This is a genomic window from Streptomyces sp. NPDC057877 (assembly GCF_042796855.1).
In the GTDB taxonomy this organism is placed as follows: Bacteria; Actinomycetota; Actinomycetes; order Streptomycetales; family Streptomycetaceae; genus Streptomyces.
Genome location: NZ_JBHVMS010000008.1, coordinates 196,228 through 216,234, shown reverse-complemented (window position 1 = coordinate 216,234; position 20,007 = coordinate 196,228). Strand labels below are relative to the sequence as shown.

The window sequence follows — 20,007 nt, the reverse complement described above, 5'->3', positions numbered from 1 at the left end:
TCCGTCCATGACACCTCAGTGGCTGCGGATCGAACCCGTCGACGGGGAGGCGATGCTGGAGCAGTGGCGGCACGTCCACGACGCGATCGTGCCGCCCGCCGCGATGTCCCTGGACGAGGCCCGGGAGCGCGCCGGACGGTACCGGCTGGCCAACGCCTACCTCGGTGACGTACTCGTCGGCTGCTCGACCGTGCGACCGCCCGCCACGGCCGAGGACGGTACGGCGAACGCGGCGACGGTCATCGCGCGCGTGCTGCCCGCCCACCGGGGGCGGGGCATCGGTACCGCGCTCTACGAGCAGGGCGTGGCGCAGGCGCGCGTGCTGGGCGCCGAGGTGATCGACACGGTCGTCCTGGCGGCCAACGCCGACGGGTTGCGGTTCGCTGCGGCACATGGCTTCGCCGAAGTCGAGCGGTACGTGCTGCCCGGGGAGAGCGACGAGTGGGTCGATCTGCGACGGGCCGCCGACGATCGCTGACAGCCCGTGACCGGCGAGGACCAAAGAGGGCCGAAACGTTTCCGCTGTGCAACGATTCCTCGCAATCTTTGCGGGAACCATATGTGGGCTGCATCACGTTCAAGTTGAATGACCGCAAGTGAGCAAACCGACGCTCCGTAACGTGCGGACGCAGCGTTCAGGGGGTCCAGGTGAGTGCTTCCCGGCGTAGTGGGACCACCGACGAACTGGGCCCCGACGAGCCCGAGCGCGATGGTGCCGATCTCCTCGCCGCCCTGCTCGACGGCATGGACGCCGCCCTGTGCGCCTTCGACGCCGACGGCGTCGTCACCCACTGGAACCGCGAGGCGGAGCGGATCCTCGGCTGGAGCGCCACCGAGGCCGTCGGGCGGCAGGGCCTGACCGGCTGGGCCGTGCGCAGCGCCGACGCCCAGGACGTCGAGGCGCGCCTGATGTCCGCGATGCACGCCCCCGGCCGCCAGGTGCACGAGTTCGCGCTGGTCACCAAGGACGGCGGCCGGGTCCTCGTACGCACCCAGTCGGCGGCCGTACGCGGCCCGGACGGCAAGCCCGCGGGCGTGTACTGCGCCTTCAGCGAGGTGCACGCGCAGATCGACCTGGAGCGGTCCATCGCGCTGAGCGAGGCCCTGTTCGAGGACGCCAGCTGGGGTGTCGTCCTCGTCGACGCCGATCTGCGGCCCGCGGTCGTCAACGCGCACGCGGCCCGCGCGCTCGGCATCGGCCGTACGGCGGTCCTGGGGCGGCCTCTCGGAGAGCTGCTCGCGCAGGGCGTGGAGGAGCTGGAGAGCGCGCTCACCCATGTGCTGGCCGAGGGCGCGCCGCCCGCGCCCGCCGAGATCTGGGTGAGCGTGCGCACCCTGGACGGCGAGAAGCGGCGCTGCTGGCGCTGCGGGTTCGTCCGGCTGGCCTCGCCGCTCGCGGAGGAGCCGGTGCCGCTCGGCGTCGGGTGGCTGTTCCAGGACGTCACCGAGGCCAAGCAGGGCGAGCAGGAGGCGTCCCTGCTGCGGTTCCGCACCAACCAGCTGCACAGAGCCGCACGGGCCGCCGCCGAGTGCGAGGACCCCGCCGAGGCGGCCACCGTCCATCTGGACTTCGCGCTCGCCGGGTTCGCCGACCACGCGCTGGTCGACAAGGTCGCGGGCGGCCCGCTGACCGACGCGGCGACCGCCGGGCCCGTCCGGCTGGTGCGGTTCGCCGCCACCCCCTCGGGCGCCCCGGGTCCCAGCCTCGCGGCCTCGGGCGCCGGGCTGCCCGTGCGGTACGGCGACGGGCACCCCGCCCTCCAGTGCGTCGAACGCTCCGGCACGGTGCGGGCCGGGGTCGGCGCCGTACCGGCCGACCAGGCACGCGCGTGGGCGACGGCCCGGCAGTGGCCGCCGGACACCGTGCACGCGCTGTGCGCGGTGCTGCGCAGCCGGGGGCGCACACTCGGCGTCGTGACGTTCCTGCGCGGCGGCGGCCGAACCCAGTTCGAACGCTCCGACCTCGCCTACGCCGAGGACGTCGCCGGGCGGATCGCGGCGGCGCTGGATCTGGCGGGGGTGGCGGGCATGGACCGGGACGCATAGGGCCGCCGGGCCGGATCAGCGCCGCAGGAGAGGGAGAACCGGCGACCGGAGAGGGATCAGTGCCGGTAGAAGATCCGGTCCCCGTACTGCTGGAAGACGTGGCTGTTCCACTCCAGACCGCCGTCCACGTTGCCCGAGCGCAGCAGCGGCGGCTCGGTGCCGCGGGCGGCGAGGGTGGCGGCCGTCTCGGCCATGACGGCCTGGAGGAGGGCCGAGGTGACGACCGTGGAGGCGGGGGCGAAGGGGGCGGGGACCGTGTCGAGGGTGAGTTCCGCGTCGCCGACGGCGATCTTCGAGTCCAGGACGATGTCGCAGTGGTCCTTCAGGAAGGTGCCCGAGACGTGCCGCGACGCGGTCTCGCTGGCGTACGCCACCGAGGTCACGCCGATCACCTTCACACCGAGGGTGTGGGCGTGCAGGGCCATCTCCACCGGCAGCGCGTTACGGCCGGACAGGGAGATGATCACCAGTGCGTCGCCCGCGCGGACCGGCGAGCTGTCCAGGACCGCGCTCGCGAACCCCTCGACGCGCTCCAGCGCCGAGCCGAGGGTGGCGGGCATCACGTCGACGCCCACGACGCCGGGCGCGGCGAGCAGGTTCATCAGGGCGAGGCCACCCGCCCGGTACACGACATCCTGCGCGGGCAGCGAGGAGTGCCCCGCACCGAACGCGAACAGCCGTCCGCCCGCGGCGACCGTGTCGGCGAGGAGCGTGCCCGCGGCGGCGATGGCCCCGGCCTCCTCGTCGCGCACCCGCTGCAGCAGGCCGATCGCGGCGTCGAAGTACTGGTCGGCCGGCGTACTGTCGCCCATGCGGTGCCCCTTCGCGGTGGAAGTGTCGCGGATCACGGTGCGGTCTGGACCAGTGCCGTGTCAATACGGCCGCGACCTGTGCGCCCCCGGCGCGCCGAAGGGGTCCCGCCGGGCCCCGCCGGGCCGGGCGCGGACCGGCGTAACCCCCGCGTTTCAGCGGCGCGGCACGGTTGTCAGCGCTATGCGTCAGAATTGAGTCCAGGGCCAGCGCACGCGCCGCAAGGCCGTCCAGCCTTCGGCAGATCTCATCGAGGGGCACGTATGTCCGGACTGATCGACACCACGGAGATGTATCTCCGCACCATCCTCGAGCTGGAGGAGGAAGGTGTGGTCCCCATGCGCGCCCGGATCGCCGAGCGGCTCGACCAGAGCGGGCCGACGGTCAGCCAGACGGTGGCGCGGATGGAGCGCGACGGTCTGGTGTCCGTGGCCGCCGACCGGCATCTGGAGCTGACCGACGAGGGCCGTCGGCTGGCCACCCGGGTGATGCGCAAGCACCGGCTCGCCGAATGCCTGCTCGTCGACGTGATCGGCCTGGAGTGGGAGCAGGTGCACGCCGAGGCCTGCCGCTGGGAGCACGTGATGAGCGAGGCGGTGGAGCGCCGGGTGCTCGAGCTGCTGCGCCACCCGACCGAGTCGCCGTACGGCAACCCGATCCCGGGCCTGGAGGAGCTGGGCGAGAAGGACGGCGCGGACCCGTTCCTCGACGAGGGCATGGTCTCGCTGGCCGATCTCGACCCGGGCCTGGAGGGCAAGACTGTCGTGGTGCGCCGTATCGGCGAGCCGATCCAGACGGACGCGCAGCTGATGTACACGCTGCGCCGCGCGGGCGTGCAGCCCGGGTCGGTGGTCAGCGTGACGGAGTCCGCGGGCGGGGTGCTGGTGGGCTCCGGCGGCGAGGCGGCCGAGCTGGAGTCGGACGTCGCGTCGCACGTGTTCGTCGCCAAGCGCTGACGACGGGCGTCAACTCCCGGGGCTCCGGGGACGGTTGAAGCGCCGGGGAGCGCCGTATGGTGGTGCCGCGCGACCGCCCCCGGTGAAGCGCTCGGAGAAGCACTCGGTGAAGCGCTCGGACAAGCACTCGGAGCGTCACCGATCGCATCCAATCCGGGATTCCCATCCAGGATTTGGTGTACCGAAGCGCAGCGCTCGGCCGGTTCGCGTGCCACGCTGTCGCAGGGGGCATATGACCGGGCATATGACCCAAGGGGGTGGGCGGATGCACCGCGGACGAGCTGAAGGCCCCGGCGCCGTGCGGCGCCGGGGCCTGTCCTCCCCTGTTCTGACCCGGAGCCCCGAGCTCTCAGGGTCATTCCCCTCGGACCGGTTTCCCCGAGCGGTCCGCCTCCCGCTGAAGATCTCCCCTCGGCGACGTGGATCATTCCTTGAGCGGTGTCACTCGAACGAGGGGTGTTGCTCACCGAGGGCCCAATCTCGAATAGCAGTTCGATAGCCTGCGGGGGCGGCGCACACGAACGGGGGAGCCCGGAGAACAGCCGGAGCGGCAGCGGTACCGACAGCGCACACGACAGCGGTCCGAGCGGAGCTTGGGGGTGCCAGAACGAATGGTGCGGCGCATCGACGTGACCGGGGCGACCGGCGTACGCCTCGCGGCCTGGGAGTTCGGCGACCCCCCGAAGCCCGACCCGCACAGCGATCCCCACCACCGCTCCCCCGGAGTGCTGTTACTCCACGGCCTGATGGGCCGCGCCTCGCACTGGGCGTCCACCGCCCGCTGGCTCTCCGCCCGCCACCGCGCCGTCGCCCTCGACCAGCGCGGCCACGGCCAGAGCGAGAAGCCCCCACAGGCCTTCTACACCCGCGAGGCCTACGTCGAGGACGCGGAGGCCGCCCTCGAACAGCTCGACCTCGCCCCGGCCGTCCTCATCGGCCACGCCATGGGCGCCCTGACCGCCTGGCAGCTCGCCGCCAAACGCCCCGACCTGGTCCGCGGCCTGATCATCTGTGACATGCGGGCCTCCGCTCTCGGCGCCGCCTCCCAGCGCGAGTGGGAGGACTGGTTCAAGTCCTGGCCCACCCCCTTCGCCACCCTCGCCGACGTCCGCAAGTGGTTCGGCGAGGACGACCCCTGGGTGGAACGCCCCAACCCGGCCCGCGGCGCGTTCTACGCCGAGGTCATGCACGAGTGCCCCGACGGCTGGCGCCCCGTCTTCGAACCCGCCCAGATGCTGAAGTCCCGGGAGACCTGGGTCTACGACGCCCACTGGGAGGAACTCGCCCAGGTCCAGTGCCCCACCCTCGTCGTCCGCGGCCTCGACGGCGAACTGGGCCGCGCCGAGGCCCAGGAAATGGTCCGCGTCCTCCCCCACGGCGAATACGCCGAGGTCGCCGACGCGGGCCACCTGGTCCACTACGACCAGCCGGAGTCCTGGCGGACGGCGATCGAGCCGTTCTTGGACGGGGTGCTCACCCGGTGAACGGTGATGGCCGGAAAGCTTCGACGACGAGAGGAATGCCCCTGCGGGCCGGTGGGTGCATGGCGTGTGACCTCACGGCGGGCAGGACTCCGCTGCCGGGTGGGACCCTGCTGCGGACTGGGGCATGGGTGGTAGAGCACTGCGTCGGACCTCTGGGCCTGGGGACGGCCGTGGTCAAACCGGCCCGGCATGTGGTGCACGTCGCCGAGCTGACCGCCCAGGAGTCCAGCGAACTGGGCCCTCTCCTGCGACGGGTCAGCGCCGCCGTCACCGAGGTGATGGCCCCGGAGCAGGTCTACGTGTGCCTGTGGTCGCACGCCCAGGGGGTTCCCGGCCACATCCACTTCGTCGTGCAGCCCGCGAGGGCGGAGGACATGGCCAGATTCGACGCCTTCGGTCCCGCGTTGCAGGTCGCCATGGGCGAGGCGGGGTGCCTCCCCGAGGCGGCGGACGTGGAACGGGTCTGCGACCGGTTGCGGAAGGCGCTGGCCTGACCGCCGCCCCGGGGTCGGCAGGCGGATCGCTCAGCACCCGCGCCGTGCACACGTTCGACGATTCATGGAAGTACGCACGGATGAGCGATCACCCGCGAGACCACCGAGCGTGACGGTTCAGCGCCGGTAGCGCACCGGACGACACCGCCGAAGCCACCGGCGCCTCGAAAGCGAAGCTTCCGAAGCCATAACCCAAAGCCTCGAAAAAACGGTTGATCGGTGGTCGGCCGGTTCCTAGGGTGTGAAGCACACCGAAGGGAGGTGATCCGGCGAATGTATGAATACCGGACGCGTGAGGTGGCTGCGGGCTAGCGGCCCGTCACCACATCCAGTGCGGTGCCGGACCCGTGCGTGACAGACGCGTACAGCCGGCCCAATCCCAGCAGTCACCCGACCCGCGAGTCGCCGGTACGTCCGGCCGGCTCCTCCTTGGAGGAACCAGACTCGCGGGTCGTCTGCGTGCGGGGGTCAGTGGGCGATGTCCGCGTAGCCCTCGATCTCGCGGGGGTCGCGGGTGCCCGGGCCGACGTAGCGGGCCGAGGGGCGGACCAGGCGGCCGGTGTGCTTCTGTTCGAGGATGTGGGCGGACCAGCCCGCTGTGCGGGCGCAGGTGAACATGGAAGTGAACATGTGCGCGGGGACCTCGGCGAAGTCCAGGACGATGGCCGCCCAGAACTCGACGTTGGTGGCCAGGACGCGGTCGGGGCGGCGGCTGTGGAGTTCGGCGAGGGCGGCCTTCTCCAGGGCCTCGGCGACCTCGAAGCGCGGGGCGCCCAGTTCGCGGGCGGTGCGGCGCAGGACGCGCGCGCGGGGGTCCTCGGCGCGGTAGACGCGGTGGCCGAAGCCCATCAGGCGCTCCCCCTTGTCGAGGGCACGCTTGACGTACGCCTCGGCGTCTCCGGTGCGCTCGATCTCCTCGATCATGCCGAGCACGCGGGAGGGGGCGCCGCCGTGCAGGGGGCCGGACATCGCGCCCACGGCACCCGAGAGGGCCGCGGCGACGTCCGCGCCCGTCGAGGCGATGACGCGGGCGGTGAAGGTGGAGGCGTTCATGCCGTGTTCGGCGGCGGACGTCCAGTAGGCGTCGACGGCCGCGACGTGCTTGGGGTCGGGCTCGCCCCGCCAGCGGATCATGAAGCGCTCGACGACGGAGTGGGCCTTGTCGATCTCGCGCTGCGGCACCATGGGGAGCCCCTGGCCACGCGCCGACTGGGCGACGTAGGACAGGGCCATCACGGCGGCGCGGGCGAGGTCGTCGCGGGCCTGCCGGGCGTCGATGTCGAGGAGGGGCTTCAGGCCCCACACGGGCGCGAGCATGGCGAGCGCGGACTGTACGTCGACGCGGATGTCGCCGGAGTGGACGGGGATCGGGAACGGCTCGGCGGGCGGCAGGCCGGGGTTGAAGGCCCCGTCGACGAGCAGGCCCCAGACGTTGCCGAACGAGACATGGCCGACGAGGTCCTCGATGTCGACGCCGCGGTACCTGAGGGCACCGCCCTCCTTGTCCGGTTCGGCGATCTCCGTCTCGAAAGCGACGACTCCCTCGAGTCCGGGTACGAAGTCGGACATCAGGCGGCTCCTCATGATGTGTGCGACGGATGGGGTTGTCGACGAACAGGTGGGCTGGCGGACGGGCGGGGTGGAGAGGTGCCCTGACGCCCTGACGCCCTGGGATCCACGGCCGGGGTGCGGTGCGGCTCGCGGTCCTGGACGCGTCCCTCCTGTGATGCCCCGTGCGGTCGCACGATATCCCTGAGTGCCACTTCTGGGGAGACTTTGCGGCACTCAGTGCCATGGAGTGACGAAGGACACCGTAGCCGCCGGACACCACGGCGAACGGCCGCCGTGCATACGGCAAGATGACCGCGTGACCGACGCAGCCGCCGCCCTGCCCGCCGACGACGTCCCCCACCCCGCCGCGATGCGCAAGCAGTACCGGGCCCAGGGCCTCACCGAGAACGACCTGGCCGCCACGCCCGTGGAGCAGTTCGCGCGCTGGTTCAAGCAGGCCGCGACCGAGGGCCGCCTGTTCGAGCCGAACGCCATGGTCGTCGCCACCGCCGACGCCGAGGGACGGCCCAGCTCGCGCACGGTGCTGCTGAAGCACTTCGACGAGCAGGGCTTCGTCTTCTACACCAACTACGACTCCCGCAAGGCCCGCGACCTCGCCGCGAACCCGTACGTCTCGCTGCTGTTCCCCTGGCACCCCATGGCCCGCCAGGTCATCGTCACCGGCGTGGCGCGGCGCACCGGCCGCGACGAGACCGCCGCCTACTTCCGCACCCGCCCGCACGGCTCCCAGCTCGGCGCCTGGGCCAGCGCCCAGTCCTCGGTGGTCGCCACCCGCGCGGAACTCGACGCCTCGTACGCCGAGCTGGCCGCCCGCTATCCGGAGGGCGAGCAGGTACCGGTGCCGCCGCACTGGGGCGGCTTCCGGGTGGCGCCGGAGACGGTGGAGTTCTGGCAGGGCCGCGAGAACCGGCTCCACGACCGGCTGCGGTACGTCGCCCAGGCGGACGGCAGCTGGCGGGTGGAGCGGCTCGCGCCCTGAACCGGGGCCTCAGCCGAGCGTCTCCTCCAGCAGCACCGCCCACTGGCTCACCACGCGCTCCCGGCGCTGTCCGTCGTCGGTGAGCAGATTGGCGAGGCCGAGCCCGCGGGCCATGTCCAGCAGGCCCTGGACGGTCTCACGGACGCCGGGCCGGGACTCGTCCGCGCCCAGCAGCTCCACGGCGATACGGTGCGTCTCCCGGCCCACGCGGGCCTCCAGCTCGGTCACCCGGGTTCGTAGCTGCTCCTCGTTGGACGCGGCGACCCACAGGTGCAGGGCGGCCCGGAACAGGGGGCCGGTGTACAGGTCGACGAGCGCGGCGACGACGGCCCGCCGGTCGGCCCCCGCGCCCTGGGCGCCCTGCGGGAACAGGGCGCGCAGGGCCTCGGACCGCTCCTCGGCGACGTACTCGACGGCGGCCGTGAACAGGTCCTCGCGGGTCGGGAAGTGGTGCTGCGCGGCCCCGCGCGAGACGCCCGCGCGTTCGGCGACGACGGCGACCGTGGAGCCCGCCCAGCCGTGTGCGGCGAGGCAGGCCACGGCGGCTTCGAGGAGCCGCTGCCGGGTGGCCCGGCTGCGGTCCTGCTTGGGCCTGCGTTCGGCCCGCTGCTCCGCACCTCCGGCGCGCTCGGCCGTGCTCACACCAACCATTCCGGATCCCGTCGTTCGAGGAAGGCCGTCATCCCCTCGCGGGCCTGCGCGGAGGTGAACAGCCGGGCCGAGAGCGCGGTCAGCTCGGTCGCGTCCCGGTCGAATGCCTCCAGCACCCTAGCCGTGAGCAGCCGTTTCGTCTCGGCGAGCGCCTGGGGGGCGGATCGGCGCAGCCCGTCCAGGACGGGTGCGAGGACGGCGTCGACGTCGTCGCCCGCCGCCGTCAGCAGGCCGATCCGGGCCGCCTCGGGGGCGTCGAAGCGCTCGCCGGTGAGGTAGTAGCGGGCGAGGGCGCGCGGGTCGGTGCGGGGCAGCAGCGGCAGGGAGATCACCGCGGGCGCGACCCCGATCCGTACCTCGGTGAAGGCGAAGGTGGCCGCGGTGGACGCGGCGGCGATGTCGCAGGCGGCCAGCAGGCCCAGGCCGCCCGCGCGGACGTGGCCGGTGACCCGCGCGACGACCGGCTTCGGCAGCTCGACGATTCGCCGCAGCAGGTCCACCAGGGCGTCGGGGTGCGGGGGGTCGCGCAGGTCCGCTCCGGCGCAGAAGGTGTTGCCGGTGTGGGTGAGGACGACCGCGCGGACGCCGTCGTCCTTGCCGCACTCGGCCAGTGCCCCCGTGAGGGCGTCGACGAGCGCGGCGGACAGGGCGTTGCGGGTGTCCGGCGAGTCGAGGCTGACGACCTCGACGGCACGCGCGCGTGTACGTCCGATCGCGGTCATGTGGCCTGCCTGAGCTGTCGGCGCAGGATCTTGCCGGACGCGGCGCGGGGCACGTCGTCGATGAAGACGACCTCCCGGACGCGCTTGTAGGGGGCGACGCGTTCGGCGACGTACATCATGACCTCCCCCTCGGAGAGGTCGGACGCGGAGAGCTGGCGGACGACGAAGGCGCGCGGTATCTCGTTGCCCTCGTCGTTGTAGACGCCGATGACGGCGGCGTCGGCGATGCCGGGGTGGGTGAGCAGGAGGGCCTCCAGTTCGGCGGGGGCCACCTGGAAGCCCTTGTACTTGATGAGTTCCTTCACCCGGTCGACGACGAACAGCCAGCCGCCCTCGTCGACGTACCCGACGTCGCCGGTGTGCAGCCAGCCGTCCTCGTCGATCATCGCGGCGGTGGCGTCGGGGCGGCCGAGGTAGCCCTTCATGACCTGGGGTCCGCGGATCAGGATCTCGCCGCTGTCCCCGGGGCCGAGGTCCTTGCCGGGGTCGTCGAGCGAGACCACCCGCAGCTCCGTGCCCGCGATCAGCTTGCCGACGGTGCCGGGCGGGGCCTCGCGCATGGCGTCCAGGGGGACCACGTGGGTGCCCGGGGACAGTTCCGTCATGCCGTAGGCCTGGCCCACCGGCGGCAGGCCGAGCCGCTGCGAGCAGGCCGCGGCGAGGGCGGCGTCCAGCGGGGCGGCGGCGCTGATGACGTACTTCAGGGACGACAGGTCGTACTGCGCGACGGCCGGGTGCTTGGCGAGGGCGAGCACGATCGGCGGGGCCACGTACAGCGCGGTGATGCGGTGGTTCTGGATGGCGGCGAGGAACTGCTCCAGGTCGAAGCGGGGCAGTACGACGACGGTGGCGCCGTTGCGCAGGGGGGCGTTCATCAGGGCGGTGAGGCCGTAGATGTGGAAGAACGGCAGCACCGCGAGGACGCGTTCGCCGGGACTGGCGCCGATGCTGGGCTCCAGTTGGGCGAGGTTGGTGGCGATCTGCCGGTGGGTGAGCATCACGCCCTTGGGGGTGCCGGTGGTGCCGGAGGAGTACGGCAGGGCGGCGATGTCCTCGGCCGGGTCGATCTCCACCTGGGGTTCGGGGGCGGTGGAGCCCAGCATGTCGATCAGGGAGCGGTGCCCCGGTGCGCTGTCGCACACGAAGATCTCCCGGACGCCGCCCGCGAGTTCGGCGGCCCGGCGTGCGGTCTCCAGCAGCGGTGAGACGGTGACGATCCAGCGGGCGGCGGAGTCGCCGAGCTGCTTGGCGAACTCCTCGGCGGTCGCGAGCGGGTGCACGGTGGTGACCGAGGCACCCGCGCGGGTGGCCGCGTAGAAGGCGGTGGGGAAGGCGATCGTGTTGGGGCTGTGCAGGGCGAGTACGTCGCCCTTGCGGACGCCCGTCTCGGCGAGCGCGGCGGCGACGCGCCGGTGGAACCGGTCCAGCTGCTCGTAGGTGAGGGTGGTGCCGTCGGTGCCGTCGATCAGGGCCGGGATGGACCCGAACTCGGCGGCGCGGCCGAGGACCGCCTCGTGGATGGGCAGTTCTACGGGTGGGACGTCTGCGTACTCGCTGCGGAACATCGGTTCCTCCTCGCACGACGCTGTGCCGGACAGGACGCGAACTAGTACGACTTCGGCAGACCCAGGGTCTGGTGGGAGACGTAGTTGAGAATCATCTCCCTGCTCACCGGTGCGATACGAGCCACGCGCGCGGCCGTTATCAACGAGGCGAGGCCGAACTCGCGTGTGAGGCCGTTCCCGCCGAGGGTGTGCACGGCCTGGTCGACCGCCTTCACATTGGCCTCCGCGGCGGCGTACTTCGCCATGTTGGCCGCCTCCCCCGCGCCGACGTCGTCGCCCGCGTCGTACAGGTGCGCCGCCTTCTGCATCATCAGCCGCGCGAGTTCGAGGTCGATGTGCGCCTGGGCGAGCGGGTGGGCGATGGCCTGGTGGGCGCCGATGGGGGTCTTCCACACGGTGCGCTCACGGGCGTACTCGACCGCCCGCGCGAGCGCGTAGCGGCCCATGCCGATCGCGAAGGCGGCCGTCATGATGCGCTCGGGGTTGAGGCCAGCGAACAGTTGGAGCAGGCCCGCGTCCTCGTCGCCGACGAGGGCCTCCGGGGGCAGTCGTACGTCGTCCAGGACCAGCTCGAACTGCTTCTCCGCGGCCTGCAGTTCCATGTCGATGCGGTGGCGCTGGAAGCCGGGCGCGTCGCGCGGGACGATGAACAGGCAGGGCTTGAGGTTGCCGGTGCGGGCGTCCTCGGTGCGGCCGACGATGAGGGTCGCGTCGGCGATGTCCACGCCGGAGACGAAGACCTTGCGGCCGGTGAGGAGCCAGTCGCCGCCGTCGCGGCGGGCGGTGGTCGTGATGCGGTGGGAGTTGGAGCCCGCGTCGGGTTCGGTGATGCCGAAGGCCATGGTGCGGGTGCCGTCCGCCAGGGCGGGGAGCCACTCCTGTTTCTGGGCGTCCGTGCCGAAGCGGGCGATCACCGTGCCGCAGATGGCCGGGGAGACGACGAGCATGAGGAGGGGGCAGCCCGCGGCGCCGAGTTCCTCCAGGACGATGGAGAGTTCGGTGATGCCACCGCCGCCTCCTCCGTAGGCCTCGGGGAGGTTGACGCCGAGGTAGCCGAGTTTGCCCGCCTCGGCCCAGAGCCGTTCGCGGTTGTGGTCGCGGCCGTGGCGGGCGCCGAGGGATGAGACGGCGTCTCGTAGGGCCTTGTGTTCTTCGGTCTCGATGAGGGTGGTCATTGTCGTCCTCCGCGTGCGGCTTGTTCGTGGCTGGTCGCGCAGTTCCCCGCCCCCTAGGTGGTCTCGACCACCGCCAGCAGAGAGCCGACCGTCACCTGTTGGCCAGGTACCGCGTTCAGGGCGCTGAGTGTGCCTGTCGCCGGGGCTGTGATCCGGTGTTGCATCTTCATCGCCTCCAGCCAGAGGAGGGGGTCCCCGGCCTTTACGGCGGCTCCCACGGTCAGGCCGTCGGCCACTCGTACCACCGTGCCCGGCATGGGGGCCAGGAGGGAGCCCGGGGCGTGCTGGGCGGTTGGGTCGGGGAAGCGGGGGAGGGCGGTGAGGGGGGTGTCGTTCACGTGGATCCGGTCGCCGTAGCGGGCGATCTCGTACTTGTGGCGTACGCCGTCCACTTCCAGGACGACGAGACGGGCGTCCACGTGCACGACCGCCACCCCGTCGGCCTCGTAGCCGCCCGCGCGGGTGGGGCGGTAGCGGGCCTCGTGCTCCTGGCCCGCCCTCTCGTACCGCTTGGTCTGGGGCTGGGAGGGCAGGTTGCGCCAACCGCCGAAACGCGAGCGGGCGTGGGCGTCGGAGAGGGCGGCGGCGAGCGGGGCGTGGGGGTCGGGGGCCGGGTCGGTCAGCTCGGTGAGGTGGCGGTCGTAGAAGCCCGTGTCCATGCGGGCGGACGTGAACTCCTCGTGGCGCAGGGAGCGGACGAGGAGGGCGCGGTTGGTGACGGGGCCGTGGAGCGTGGCGCGTTCGAGGGCGGCGGCGAGGCGGCGGGCGGCCTCCGCGCGGGTGGGGGCGTGGGCGACGGCCTTGGCGAGCATGGGGTCGTAGTGGACGCCGATCTCGTCGCCGTCGGTGTAGCCGGTGTCCAGGCGGACGGTGTCCGGGACGGCGAGGCGGTGCAGGGTGCCGGTCTGCGGGGCCCAGTCGCGGGCGGGGTCCTCGGCGTAGAGGCGGGCCTCGATGGCGTGGCCACGCGCGCGTGGGGGCTCGGTGTCGAGGGCCGTGCCTTCCGCGACGCGGATCTGGGCGGCGACGAGGTCGAGGCCGAAGACGGCCTCCGTCACCGGGTGTTCCACCTGGAGGCGGGTGTTCATCTCCAGGAAGTGCGCCCTGCCGTCGGCGACGAGGAACTCGACGGTTCCGGCGCCGGTGTAGTCGACGGCGCGGGCCGCTCGTACGGCCGTGTCGTGCAGTTGGGCCGTCAGGGCCTCGGTGAGGCCGGGAGCGGGGGCCTCCTCGATGACCTTCTGGTGGCGGCGCTGGAGGGAGCAGTCGCGGGTGCCGAGCGCCCACACCGTGCCGTGGGTGTCGGCGAGGATCTGCACCTCGACGTGGCGGCCGTCCTCGATGTACGGCTCGATGAACACCTCGTCGTCCCCGAAGGCGGCCCGCGCCTCCGCGCGGGCGGCCGTCAGCTCGGCGTCGAGGTCGGCGAGGCGGCGTACGACGCGCATGCCGCGCCCGCCGCCGCCCGCCGCGGCCTTCACCAGCACCGGCAGGTCGGACTCGGTGACCTCGCGCAGGGGCGTGAGTCCCAGGAGTTCCTTCGCGCGGGTCTTGGACGCCATCGCCTCGATCGCCTCGGGCGGTGGGCCGATCCAGGTCAGGCCCGCGTCGAGGACCGCGCGGGCGAAGTCGGCGTTCTCGGAGAGGAAGCCGTAGCCGGGGTGGACGGCGTCGGCCCCGGAGGCGAGGGCGGCCTTCACGATGAGGTCGCCGCGCAGATAGGTGTCGGCGGGCGTGGCGCCCGGCAGTCGTACGGTCGCGTCGGCCACGCGCGCGTGGAGGGCGTGTTCGTCCGCGTCCGAGTGCACGGCGACCGTTCGGATTCCCACCTCACGGCAGGTGCGGAAGACGCGGCAGGCGATCTCGCCCCGGTTGGCGACGAGCAGAGAAGTGATCACGTCGGGTTCCCTCACATCCGGAAGACGCCGAAGCCGCCCCGCACGCCCTCGTAGGACGCGGTGTGCACGGCGGACAGGCACAGGCCGAGGACGGTGCGGGTGTCGCGCGGGTCGATGACGCCGTCGTCGTACAGCCGCCCGGACAGGAACATCGGCAGCGACTCGGACTCGATCTGCTGCTCGACCATCGCGCGCAGGGCGGCGTCGGCCTCGTCGTCGTAGGGCTGGCCCTTGGCCGCCGCCGACTGCCGGGCGACGATCGACAGGACGCCCGCGAGCTGCTGGGGGCCCATGACGGCGGACTTGGCGCTGGGCCAGGCGAACAGGAAGCGCGGGTCGTAGGCGCGTCCGCACATGCCGTAGTGACCGGCGCCGTACGACGCCCCCATGAGGACCGACAGATGGGGGACCCGGCTGTTGCTCACCGCGTTGATCATCATCGAGCCGTGCTTGATGATGCCGCCCTGCTCGTACTCCTTGCCGACCATGTAGCCGGTGGTGTTGTGCAGGAAGACCAGCGGGATGTCGCGCTGGTTGGCGAGCTGGATGAACTGGGCGGCCTTCTGGGACTCCTCGCTGAAGAGGACCCCTTGGGCGTTGGCGAGCACGCCGACCGGATAGCCGTGCAGTTCCGCCCAGCCGGTGACCAGGCTGCTGCCGTACAGCGGCTTGAACTCGTCGAAGTCGGAGGCGTCGACGACACGGGCGATGACCTCGCGCGGGTCGAAGGGGACCTTGAGGTCGCCGGGGACGATCCCGAGGAGTTCGTCCTCGTCATACTTCGGGGGGATGGCCGGGCCCGGATCGGGATACGCCTTGCGGTGGTTGAGGCGGGCGACGACCCGGCGCGCCTGGCGCAGGGCGTCGCGCTCGTCGACGGCGAAGTAGTCGGCGAGCCCCGACACGCGCGCGTGCATCTCCGCGCCGCCCAGCGACTCGTCGTCGCTCTCCTCGCCGGTGGCCATCTTCACCAGCGGCGGCCCGCCGAGGAACACCTTGGCGCGCTCCTTGACCATGATCACGTGGTCGGACATCCCGGGGATGTACGCCCCGCCCGCCGTCGAGTTGCCGAAGACGACGGCGACCGTCGGGATACCGGCGGCGGACAGCCGGGTGATGTCCCGGAAGATCGCCCCGCCGGGGATGAAGATCTCCTTCTGGGACGGCAGGTCGGCGCCGCCGGACTCGACCAGGCTGATGCAGGGCAGCCGGTTGGCCAGCGCGATGTCGTTGGCGCGCAGGGCCTTCTTCAGGCTCCAGGGGTTGGAGGCGCCGCCGCGCACGGTCGGGTCGTTGGCGGTGATCAGGCACTCCACCCCCTCGACGACCCCGATCCCGGCGACGAGCGAGGCGCCGACCGTGTACTCGCTGCCCCACCCGGCGAGCGGCGACAGCTCCAGGAAGGGCGTGTCCGGGTCCAGGAGCAGCTCGACGCGCTCCCGCGCGAGCAGCTTGCCGCGCTTGCGGTGCCGCTCGACGTACTTCTCGCCGCCGCCCGCGAGGGCCTTGGCGTGCTCGGCGTCGAGCGCGGCGAGCTTGGTGAGCATGGCCTCGCGGTGGGCCGCGTAGTCGGGGCTGGTGGTGTCCAGGGAGGTCTGAAGAACCGTCACAGCAGGGTCTCCGGGATGTCCAGGTGGCGGGAGCGCAGCCATTCGCCGAGCGCCTTGGCCTGCGGATCGAAACGGTGCTGGGCGGCGACGCCCGCGCCGAGGACGCCCTCGACGACGAAGTTGAGGGCGCGCAGACCGGGCAGCACGTGCCGTACGACGGTCAGGTCCGCCGTCTCCGGCAGGAGTTCCCGGAACCGCTCGACCGTGAGGGTGTGCGCCAGCCACCGCCACGCCTCGTCCGACCGCGCCCACACCCCGACGTTGGCGTCCCCGCCCTTGTCCCCGCTGCGGGCCCCCGCCACCAGCCCGAGCGGCGCCCGACGGGTGGGCAGCCCGGCCGACGGCGGTTCGACGAAGGGCTCGGGCACGGGCTCGAGGACGAGGGTCTCGTGGGCCGGAGGCACCGGAACCCGCCGCCCGTCATGGAGGACCGCCACGTGCTCTACGGCGGTCTGCTCGACGTAGGACGCCTCGAAGACCCCGTACGGGCTGCCCTTGCCGGGCGGCGCGGTGACGTGGAAGCCGGGGTAGCTGGCGAGGGCCAGCTCGATCGCCGCGCCGCTGAGCGCGCGCCCCACCGCCCCCTCGTCGGGGTCGCGCACGACGAGCCGGAGCAGGGCGCTCGCGGTCTCCTCGGTGGGCGCGTCGGGGCGGTCGGTGCGGGCCAGTTCCCAGCGCACGTCGACGGGCGGTCGTTTCGCCATCGCCCGCGTCATCTGGGCCCGGACCAGCTCGGCCTTCGCCTCGATGTCCAGGCCGGTGAGGACGAAGACGACCTCGTTGCGGTAGCCGCCGAGGCGGGTGCGGCCGACCTTGAGGGTGGGCGGCGGGGCCTCGCCGCGCACGCCGTCGATCCGTACCCGGTCGGGGCCGTCCTGGGTGAGACGGACGGTGTCGAGGCGGGTGGTGACGTCGGGGCCCGCGTACCGGGCGCCGCCGGTCTCGTACAGGAGCTGGGCCGTCACCGTGCCGACGTCGACGAGGCCGCCGGTGCCGGGGTGCTTGGTGATGACGCAGGAGCCGTCGTCCGCGATCTCGGCGAGCGGGAAGCCGGGACGCGCGAGGTCCTGCTCGACCTCCCGGAAGAAGGTGTAGTTGCCGCCCGTGGCCTGCGTCCCGCACTCCAGCACATGCCCGGCGACGACGGCGCCCGCGAGCCGGTCGAAGTCGGCCGGACCCCAGCCGAAGTGCGCGGCGGCCGGTCCGCTGACCAGCGCGGCGTCCGTCACGCGCCCGGTGACGACGACGTCCGCGCCCGCGTCCAGACAGGCGGCGATCCCGAACCCGCCGAGGTAGGCGTGCGCGGTGAGGCTCCCCGGGAACGCCCCGGTGAGGTCGTCGCCCTCGACGTGCGCGACCCGCACCGGGACGCCGAGCCGGTCCGCCAGCTCCCGTACGGCGTCCGCGAGCCCGGCCGGGTTCAGGCCGCCCGCGTTGGCGACGAGGCGCACACCGCGCTCCCGCGCGAGGCCGAGGCACTCCTCCAACTGCCGCAGGAACGTGCGCGCGTACCCGGCGCGGGGGTCCTTCAGCCGGTCCCGGCCCAGGATCAGCATGGTCAGCTCGGCGAGGTAGTCGCCGGTGAGGACGTCCAGTTCGCCGCCGGTGAGCATCTCGTGCAGGGCGTCGAAGCGGTCGCCGTAGAAGCCGGAGGCGTTGCCTATACGGAGGGTGCGGCGGGTGCGGGAGGTGCGGGAGGCGCGGGGGGTCACGCTCCGGCCCCCTTGGGGGCGCGTCCCTCGCCGGGCGGGCCCGCGAAGGCCTGGGCGATGTCCAGCCAGCGGTCGGCGTCGGGGCCCTCGGCGCGCAGGGCGAGGTCGGCGCGGTGGGCGCGCTGGGTGACCAGGAGGCAGAAGTCGAGCGCGGGGCCGGTGACGCGCTGGGGGGCGTCCTCGGGGCCGTAGGTCCAGGGTTCGCCGGACGGTGAGGTCAGTTCGACGCGGAAGGGGTCGGCGGGGGCGGGCAGGCCGTGCACGGTGTGGGCGAAGTCCCGGGTACGGAAGCCGAGCCGGGCGATGTGGCGCAGGCGGTCGGTGGGGGCGGGGGCGACGCCGAGCGCGTCCGCGATGTCCAGGCCGTGCGCCCAGGTCTCCATCAGCCGGGCGGTGGCCATCGAGGCGGCGGACATCGGGGGGCCGTACCAGGGGAAACGGGCGCCCCGCGGGGCGGCGCGCAGGGCGTGGTCGAGGGCGGTACGGCTCTCCCGCCAGCTCTCCAGGAGCGCGGCGGGCGGCGCCTGGACGCCCTCCTCGGCGCCCTGGTCGACGAAGGAGTCCGGCGCGGCGAGCGCCTTCTCGACCATCGCCTGGAACCCGTCCGCGTCGGTCACCGCGAGCAGCGACGCGCGGTCGGTCCAGGCGAGGTGGGCGATCTGGTGGGCCACGGTCCAGCCCGGCGCGGGCGTGTCCCGCCGCCACTCCTTCTCGCTCAACTCCCCTACCAGGGCGTCGAGTTCCGCACTCTCCCGGCGCAGATCGTCGATCACGGGCGTGGGGTCGGACACGGCGGGCTCCCTCGGGGGACGGCGGTGTGAGGGGGAGCATGGCAGCGGGGGCAGAAACAATCAAGCGTGCTTGCATGAATTGGTCCCAGGAAACCGGCCCCGGGTAACCGACCCCGGGAAAAGCAGTGCCGCCGGGCGTCACCCATGCCTACCATCGGCGTATGACCTGGCGACATTGATCCACAAGCCGTTCCACGAGCCGTTCCACCGGCCGCTTCACAAGCCGTTCCACCGGCCGCTGCACGCGTCATGCCTCCCGAGGGCCGCCTTCGGAGCCGTATCTCCGGCGTCCGAATCGACCCTGTGGGAAGGCCTCATGACCATTTCACCCGCCCGCGAGCCCGCGACCGGCCGGGGCAGTGACGTACGGCGCCTGACGCGCCCGCTGTACTGCTACGCGTTCCTGGACGAGCTGGTCCTGCTCTACCCGGTGTACGCGCTGCTGTTCGCCGACAGCGGCATGTCCGGCTGGCAGATCGCCTCACTGTTCGCCCTGTGGTCGCTGACCTCCGTCGTCCTGGAGGTGCCGTCCGGCGCCTGGGCCGACGCCGTGTCACGGCGGCTGCTGCTCTGGCTCGGCCCGCTGATCACCGCCGTGGGCTACGCCCTGTGGATCCTCACCCCGTCCTATCTGGCCTTCGCCGCCGGTTTCGTCCTGTGGGGCATCAAGGGCGCGCTGGGCTCCGGCGCCCTGGAGGCGCTGGTGTACGAGGAGCTGGACCGGCTCGGCGCCGTCGAGCGGTACGCGCACGTCATGGGGCGCGTGCAGGCGCTCGGCCTGCTCGGCGTCGTGACGGCGATGGCGGTGGCGGGGCCCGTCTTCGCCGCCGGTGGGTACGAGGCCGTGGGCGCGGCGAGCGTCGCCGGGTGCCTGCTGACGGCGGTGGCGGCGTGGTGGCTGCCGGAGCACCGGGGGGACGGGGCGCGCGGGGAGAACGGGGGCAGTTGGGCGGCGGCCTTGAAGGACGGCGTCACGGAGGTGCGGGGCAGCCGGACGGTGCTCGGCGCGCTGCTCCTGGTACCGGTGGTGACCGGCGTCTGGGGTGCGCTGGACGAGTACACGCCGCTGCTGGTGCGGGAGACGGGCGTGGCGGACCTGGCCGTGCCGTGGCTGCTGCTGGTGATCTACACCGGCGCGACGGTCGGCGGGCTGCTGGCCGGGCGGGCGGCACGGCTGGGCGCCGTACGCCTGGGGCTGCTGCTGGCCGGGTCCGGCGTGGCGATGGCCGTGGGCGCGGGGATGGGCACGCCGGTGGGCGTCGGGCTGATCGGGGTCGCCTTCTGCGGCTTCCAGTTGGCCACCGTCCTGGCCGACGCCCGCCTCCAGCACACCATCACCGGCCCGGCCCGCGCCACGGTGACCTCACTGGCGGGGGTGGCGACCGAGCTGGTGACCATCGCCGTGTTCGCCTCGTACGCGGCGCTCACGACGGGGGCGTCCCATGGGACGGCGTTCGTGGTGCTGTCGGTGCCGTACGGGGTGGCGGGGGTGGTGCTGGTACTCACGCGCGGGAGGGGCGGCAAGTCCTGACGCCCGCACGG

Annotated in this window: 17 protein-coding genes; 7 read left to right on the top strand and 10 right to left on the bottom strand. The window is 72.8% G+C overall.

Translation table 11 applies throughout. The features are described from left to right. Positions 1–7: 7 nt before the first annotated feature. Together ACFVQG_RS25220 and ACFVQG_RS25215 are read left to right on the top strand one after the other, a co-directional pair. Positions 8–478 carry a GNAT family N-acetyltransferase gene (locus tag ACFVQG_RS25220; RefSeq protein ID WP_383387566.1) on the top strand — a complete coding sequence of 157 codons (471 nt, stop codon included), beginning with the start codon at positions 8–10 and terminating at the stop codon, positions 476–478. A 170-nt stretch (positions 479–648) separates the two neighbouring features. After that, positions 649–2,046 (top strand): PAS domain-containing protein, encoded by a 1,398-nt coding sequence (locus ACFVQG_RS25215; RefSeq protein WP_383387564.1) that lies wholly within the window; start codon positions 649–651, stop codon positions 2,044–2,046. 56 nt (positions 2,047–2,102) lie between these two features. On the opposite strand, the gene ACFVQG_RS25210 is transcribed toward ACFVQG_RS25215, so the two are convergent. Further along, complete coding sequence (locus ACFVQG_RS25210; RefSeq protein ID WP_383387562.1) at positions 2,103–2,858, bottom strand: SIS domain-containing protein; 756 nt, start codon at positions 2,856–2,858, stop codon at positions 2,103–2,105. A 261-nt stretch (positions 2,859–3,119) separates the two neighbouring features. Between ACFVQG_RS25210 and ACFVQG_RS25205 the strand changes: the two genes are divergently transcribed. The 3 genes from ACFVQG_RS25205 (at position 3,120) to ACFVQG_RS25195 (ending at position 5,790) form a co-directional block, all read left to right on the top strand. Further along, complete coding sequence (locus tag ACFVQG_RS25205) at positions 3,120–3,812, top strand: metal-dependent transcriptional regulator (protein WP_383387560.1); 693 nt, start codon at positions 3,120–3,122, stop codon at positions 3,810–3,812. Between the two features lie 611 nt (positions 3,813–4,423). Beyond that, on the top strand, positions 4,424–5,296 hold the full coding sequence (locus tag ACFVQG_RS25200) for an alpha/beta fold hydrolase (RefSeq protein ID WP_383388089.1): 873 nt from the start codon (positions 4,424–4,426) through the stop codon (positions 5,294–5,296). Positions 5,297–5,466: 170 nt separating this feature from the next. Continuing rightward, positions 5,467–5,790: an HIT family protein gene (locus ACFVQG_RS25195; RefSeq protein ID WP_383387558.1), complete on the top strand. Its 324-nt coding sequence runs from the start codon at positions 5,467–5,469 to the stop codon at positions 5,788–5,790. A 468-nt stretch (positions 5,791–6,258) separates the two neighbouring features. Here the strand turns inward: ACFVQG_RS25195 and ACFVQG_RS25190 are convergent, their stop codons facing one another. Further along, positions 6,259–7,359 carry a citrate synthase 2 gene (locus ACFVQG_RS25190; RefSeq protein ID WP_383387556.1) on the bottom strand — a complete coding sequence of 367 codons (1,101 nt, stop codon included), beginning with the start codon at positions 7,357–7,359 and terminating at the stop codon, positions 6,259–6,261. A gap of 298 nt (positions 7,360–7,657) precedes the next feature. Here ACFVQG_RS25190 and pdxH point away from each other — a divergent pair, with 298 nt between their 5' ends. Beyond that, a complete protein-coding gene (pdxH, locus tag ACFVQG_RS25185; RefSeq protein ID WP_383387554.1) occupies positions 7,658–8,341 on the top strand; it encodes a pyridoxamine 5'-phosphate oxidase in 684 nt (227 codons plus the stop codon). A gap of 9 nt (positions 8,342–8,350) precedes the next feature. Here the strand turns inward: pdxH and ACFVQG_RS25180 are convergent, their stop codons facing one another. Genes ACFVQG_RS25180 through ACFVQG_RS25145 form a run of 8 tightly spaced genes read right to left on the bottom strand, consistent with a single transcriptional unit; the run spans position 8,351 to position 18,465 of the window. Then, on the bottom strand, positions 8,351–8,992 hold the full coding sequence (locus ACFVQG_RS25180) for a TetR/AcrR family transcriptional regulator (protein ID WP_383387552.1): 642 nt from the start codon (positions 8,990–8,992) through the stop codon (positions 8,351–8,353). Then, positions 8,980–9,714 carry an enoyl-CoA hydratase family protein gene (locus ACFVQG_RS25175; RefSeq protein WP_383387550.1) on the bottom strand — a complete coding sequence of 245 codons (735 nt, stop codon included), beginning with the start codon at positions 9,712–9,714 and terminating at the stop codon, positions 8,980–8,982. Before ACFVQG_RS25175 ends, ACFVQG_RS25180 begins: the two co-directional genes overlap by 13 nt. Further along, entirely contained in the window at positions 9,711–11,279 is a 1,569-nt protein-coding gene (locus ACFVQG_RS25170; RefSeq protein ID WP_383387549.1) for a 4-coumarate--CoA ligase family protein, read from the bottom strand. The genes ACFVQG_RS25175 and ACFVQG_RS25170 overlap by 4 nt, the downstream gene beginning before the upstream one ends. 41 nt (positions 11,280–11,320) lie before the next feature. Continuing rightward, positions 11,321–12,454 (bottom strand): acyl-CoA dehydrogenase family protein, encoded by a 1,134-nt coding sequence (locus tag ACFVQG_RS25165; RefSeq protein ID WP_383387547.1) that lies wholly within the window; start codon positions 12,452–12,454, stop codon positions 11,321–11,323. A 53-nt stretch (positions 12,455–12,507) separates the two neighbouring features. Continuing rightward, a complete protein-coding gene (locus ACFVQG_RS25160) occupies positions 12,508–14,352 on the bottom strand; it encodes an acetyl/propionyl/methylcrotonyl-CoA carboxylase subunit alpha (protein WP_383387545.1) in 1,845 nt (614 codons plus the stop codon). A gap of 11 nt (positions 14,353–14,363) precedes the next feature. Continuing rightward, positions 14,364–15,962 (bottom strand): acyl-CoA carboxylase subunit beta, encoded by a 1,599-nt coding sequence (locus ACFVQG_RS25155; RefSeq protein WP_383387543.1) that lies wholly within the window; start codon positions 15,960–15,962, stop codon positions 14,364–14,366. Next, positions 15,959–17,674, bottom strand: a complete 1,716-nt coding sequence (locus tag ACFVQG_RS25150) for an acyclic terpene utilization AtuA family protein (RefSeq protein ID WP_383387541.1) — start codon at positions 17,672–17,674, stop codon at positions 15,959–15,961. The genes ACFVQG_RS25155 and ACFVQG_RS25150 overlap by 4 nt, the downstream gene beginning before the upstream one ends. Beyond that, positions 17,671–18,465 carry a TIGR03084 family metal-binding protein gene (locus ACFVQG_RS25145; RefSeq protein ID WP_383387540.1) on the bottom strand — a complete coding sequence of 265 codons (795 nt, stop codon included), beginning with the start codon at positions 18,463–18,465 and terminating at the stop codon, positions 17,671–17,673. The genes ACFVQG_RS25150 and ACFVQG_RS25145 overlap by 4 nt, the downstream gene beginning before the upstream one ends. Positions 18,466–18,781: 316 nt before the next feature. Between ACFVQG_RS25145 and ACFVQG_RS25140 the strand changes: the two genes are divergently transcribed. Next, positions 18,782–19,996 (top strand): MFS transporter, encoded by a 1,215-nt coding sequence (locus ACFVQG_RS25140; protein WP_383387538.1) that lies wholly within the window; start codon positions 18,782–18,784, stop codon positions 19,994–19,996. The last annotated feature ends 11 nt before the right edge of the window (positions 19,997–20,007 follow it).

Excerpts from the sequence above, each read along its gene's own strand:
- ACFVQG_RS25205 (WP_383387560.1), top strand. The coding sequence starts at position 3,120 with ATGTCCGGACTGATCGACACCACGGAGATGTATCTCCGCACCATCCTC.
- ACFVQG_RS25220 (WP_383387566.1), top strand. The coding sequence starts at position 8 with ATGACACCTCAGTGGCTGCGGATCGAACCCGTCGACGGGGAGGCGATG.
- ACFVQG_RS25165 (WP_383387547.1), bottom strand. The coding sequence starts at position 12,454 with ATGACCACCCTCATCGAGACCGAAGAACACAAGGCCCTACGAGACGCC.
- ACFVQG_RS25210 (WP_383387562.1), bottom strand. The coding sequence starts at position 2,858 with ATGGGCGACAGTACGCCGGCCGACCAGTACTTCGACGCCGCGATCGGC.
- ACFVQG_RS25170 (WP_383387549.1), bottom strand. The coding sequence starts at position 11,279 with ATGTTCCGCAGCGAGTACGCAGACGTCCCACCCGTAGAACTGCCCATC.
- ACFVQG_RS25140 (WP_383387538.1), top strand. The coding sequence starts at position 18,782 with ATGACCATTTCACCCGCCCGCGAGCCCGCGACCGGCCGGGGCAGTGAC.
- ACFVQG_RS25180 (WP_383387552.1), bottom strand. The coding sequence starts at position 8,992 with ATGGTTGGTGTGAGCACGGCCGAGCGCGCCGGAGGTGCGGAGCAGCGG.
- ACFVQG_RS25175 (WP_383387550.1), bottom strand. The coding sequence starts at position 9,714 with ATGACCGCGATCGGACGTACACGCGCGCGTGCCGTCGAGGTCGTCAGC.
- ACFVQG_RS25200 (WP_383388089.1), top strand. The coding sequence starts at position 4,424 with ATGGTGCGGCGCATCGACGTGACCGGGGCGACCGGCGTACGCCTCGCG.
- ACFVQG_RS25190 (WP_383387556.1), bottom strand. The coding sequence starts at position 7,359 with ATGTCCGACTTCGTACCCGGACTCGAGGGAGTCGTCGCTTTCGAGACG.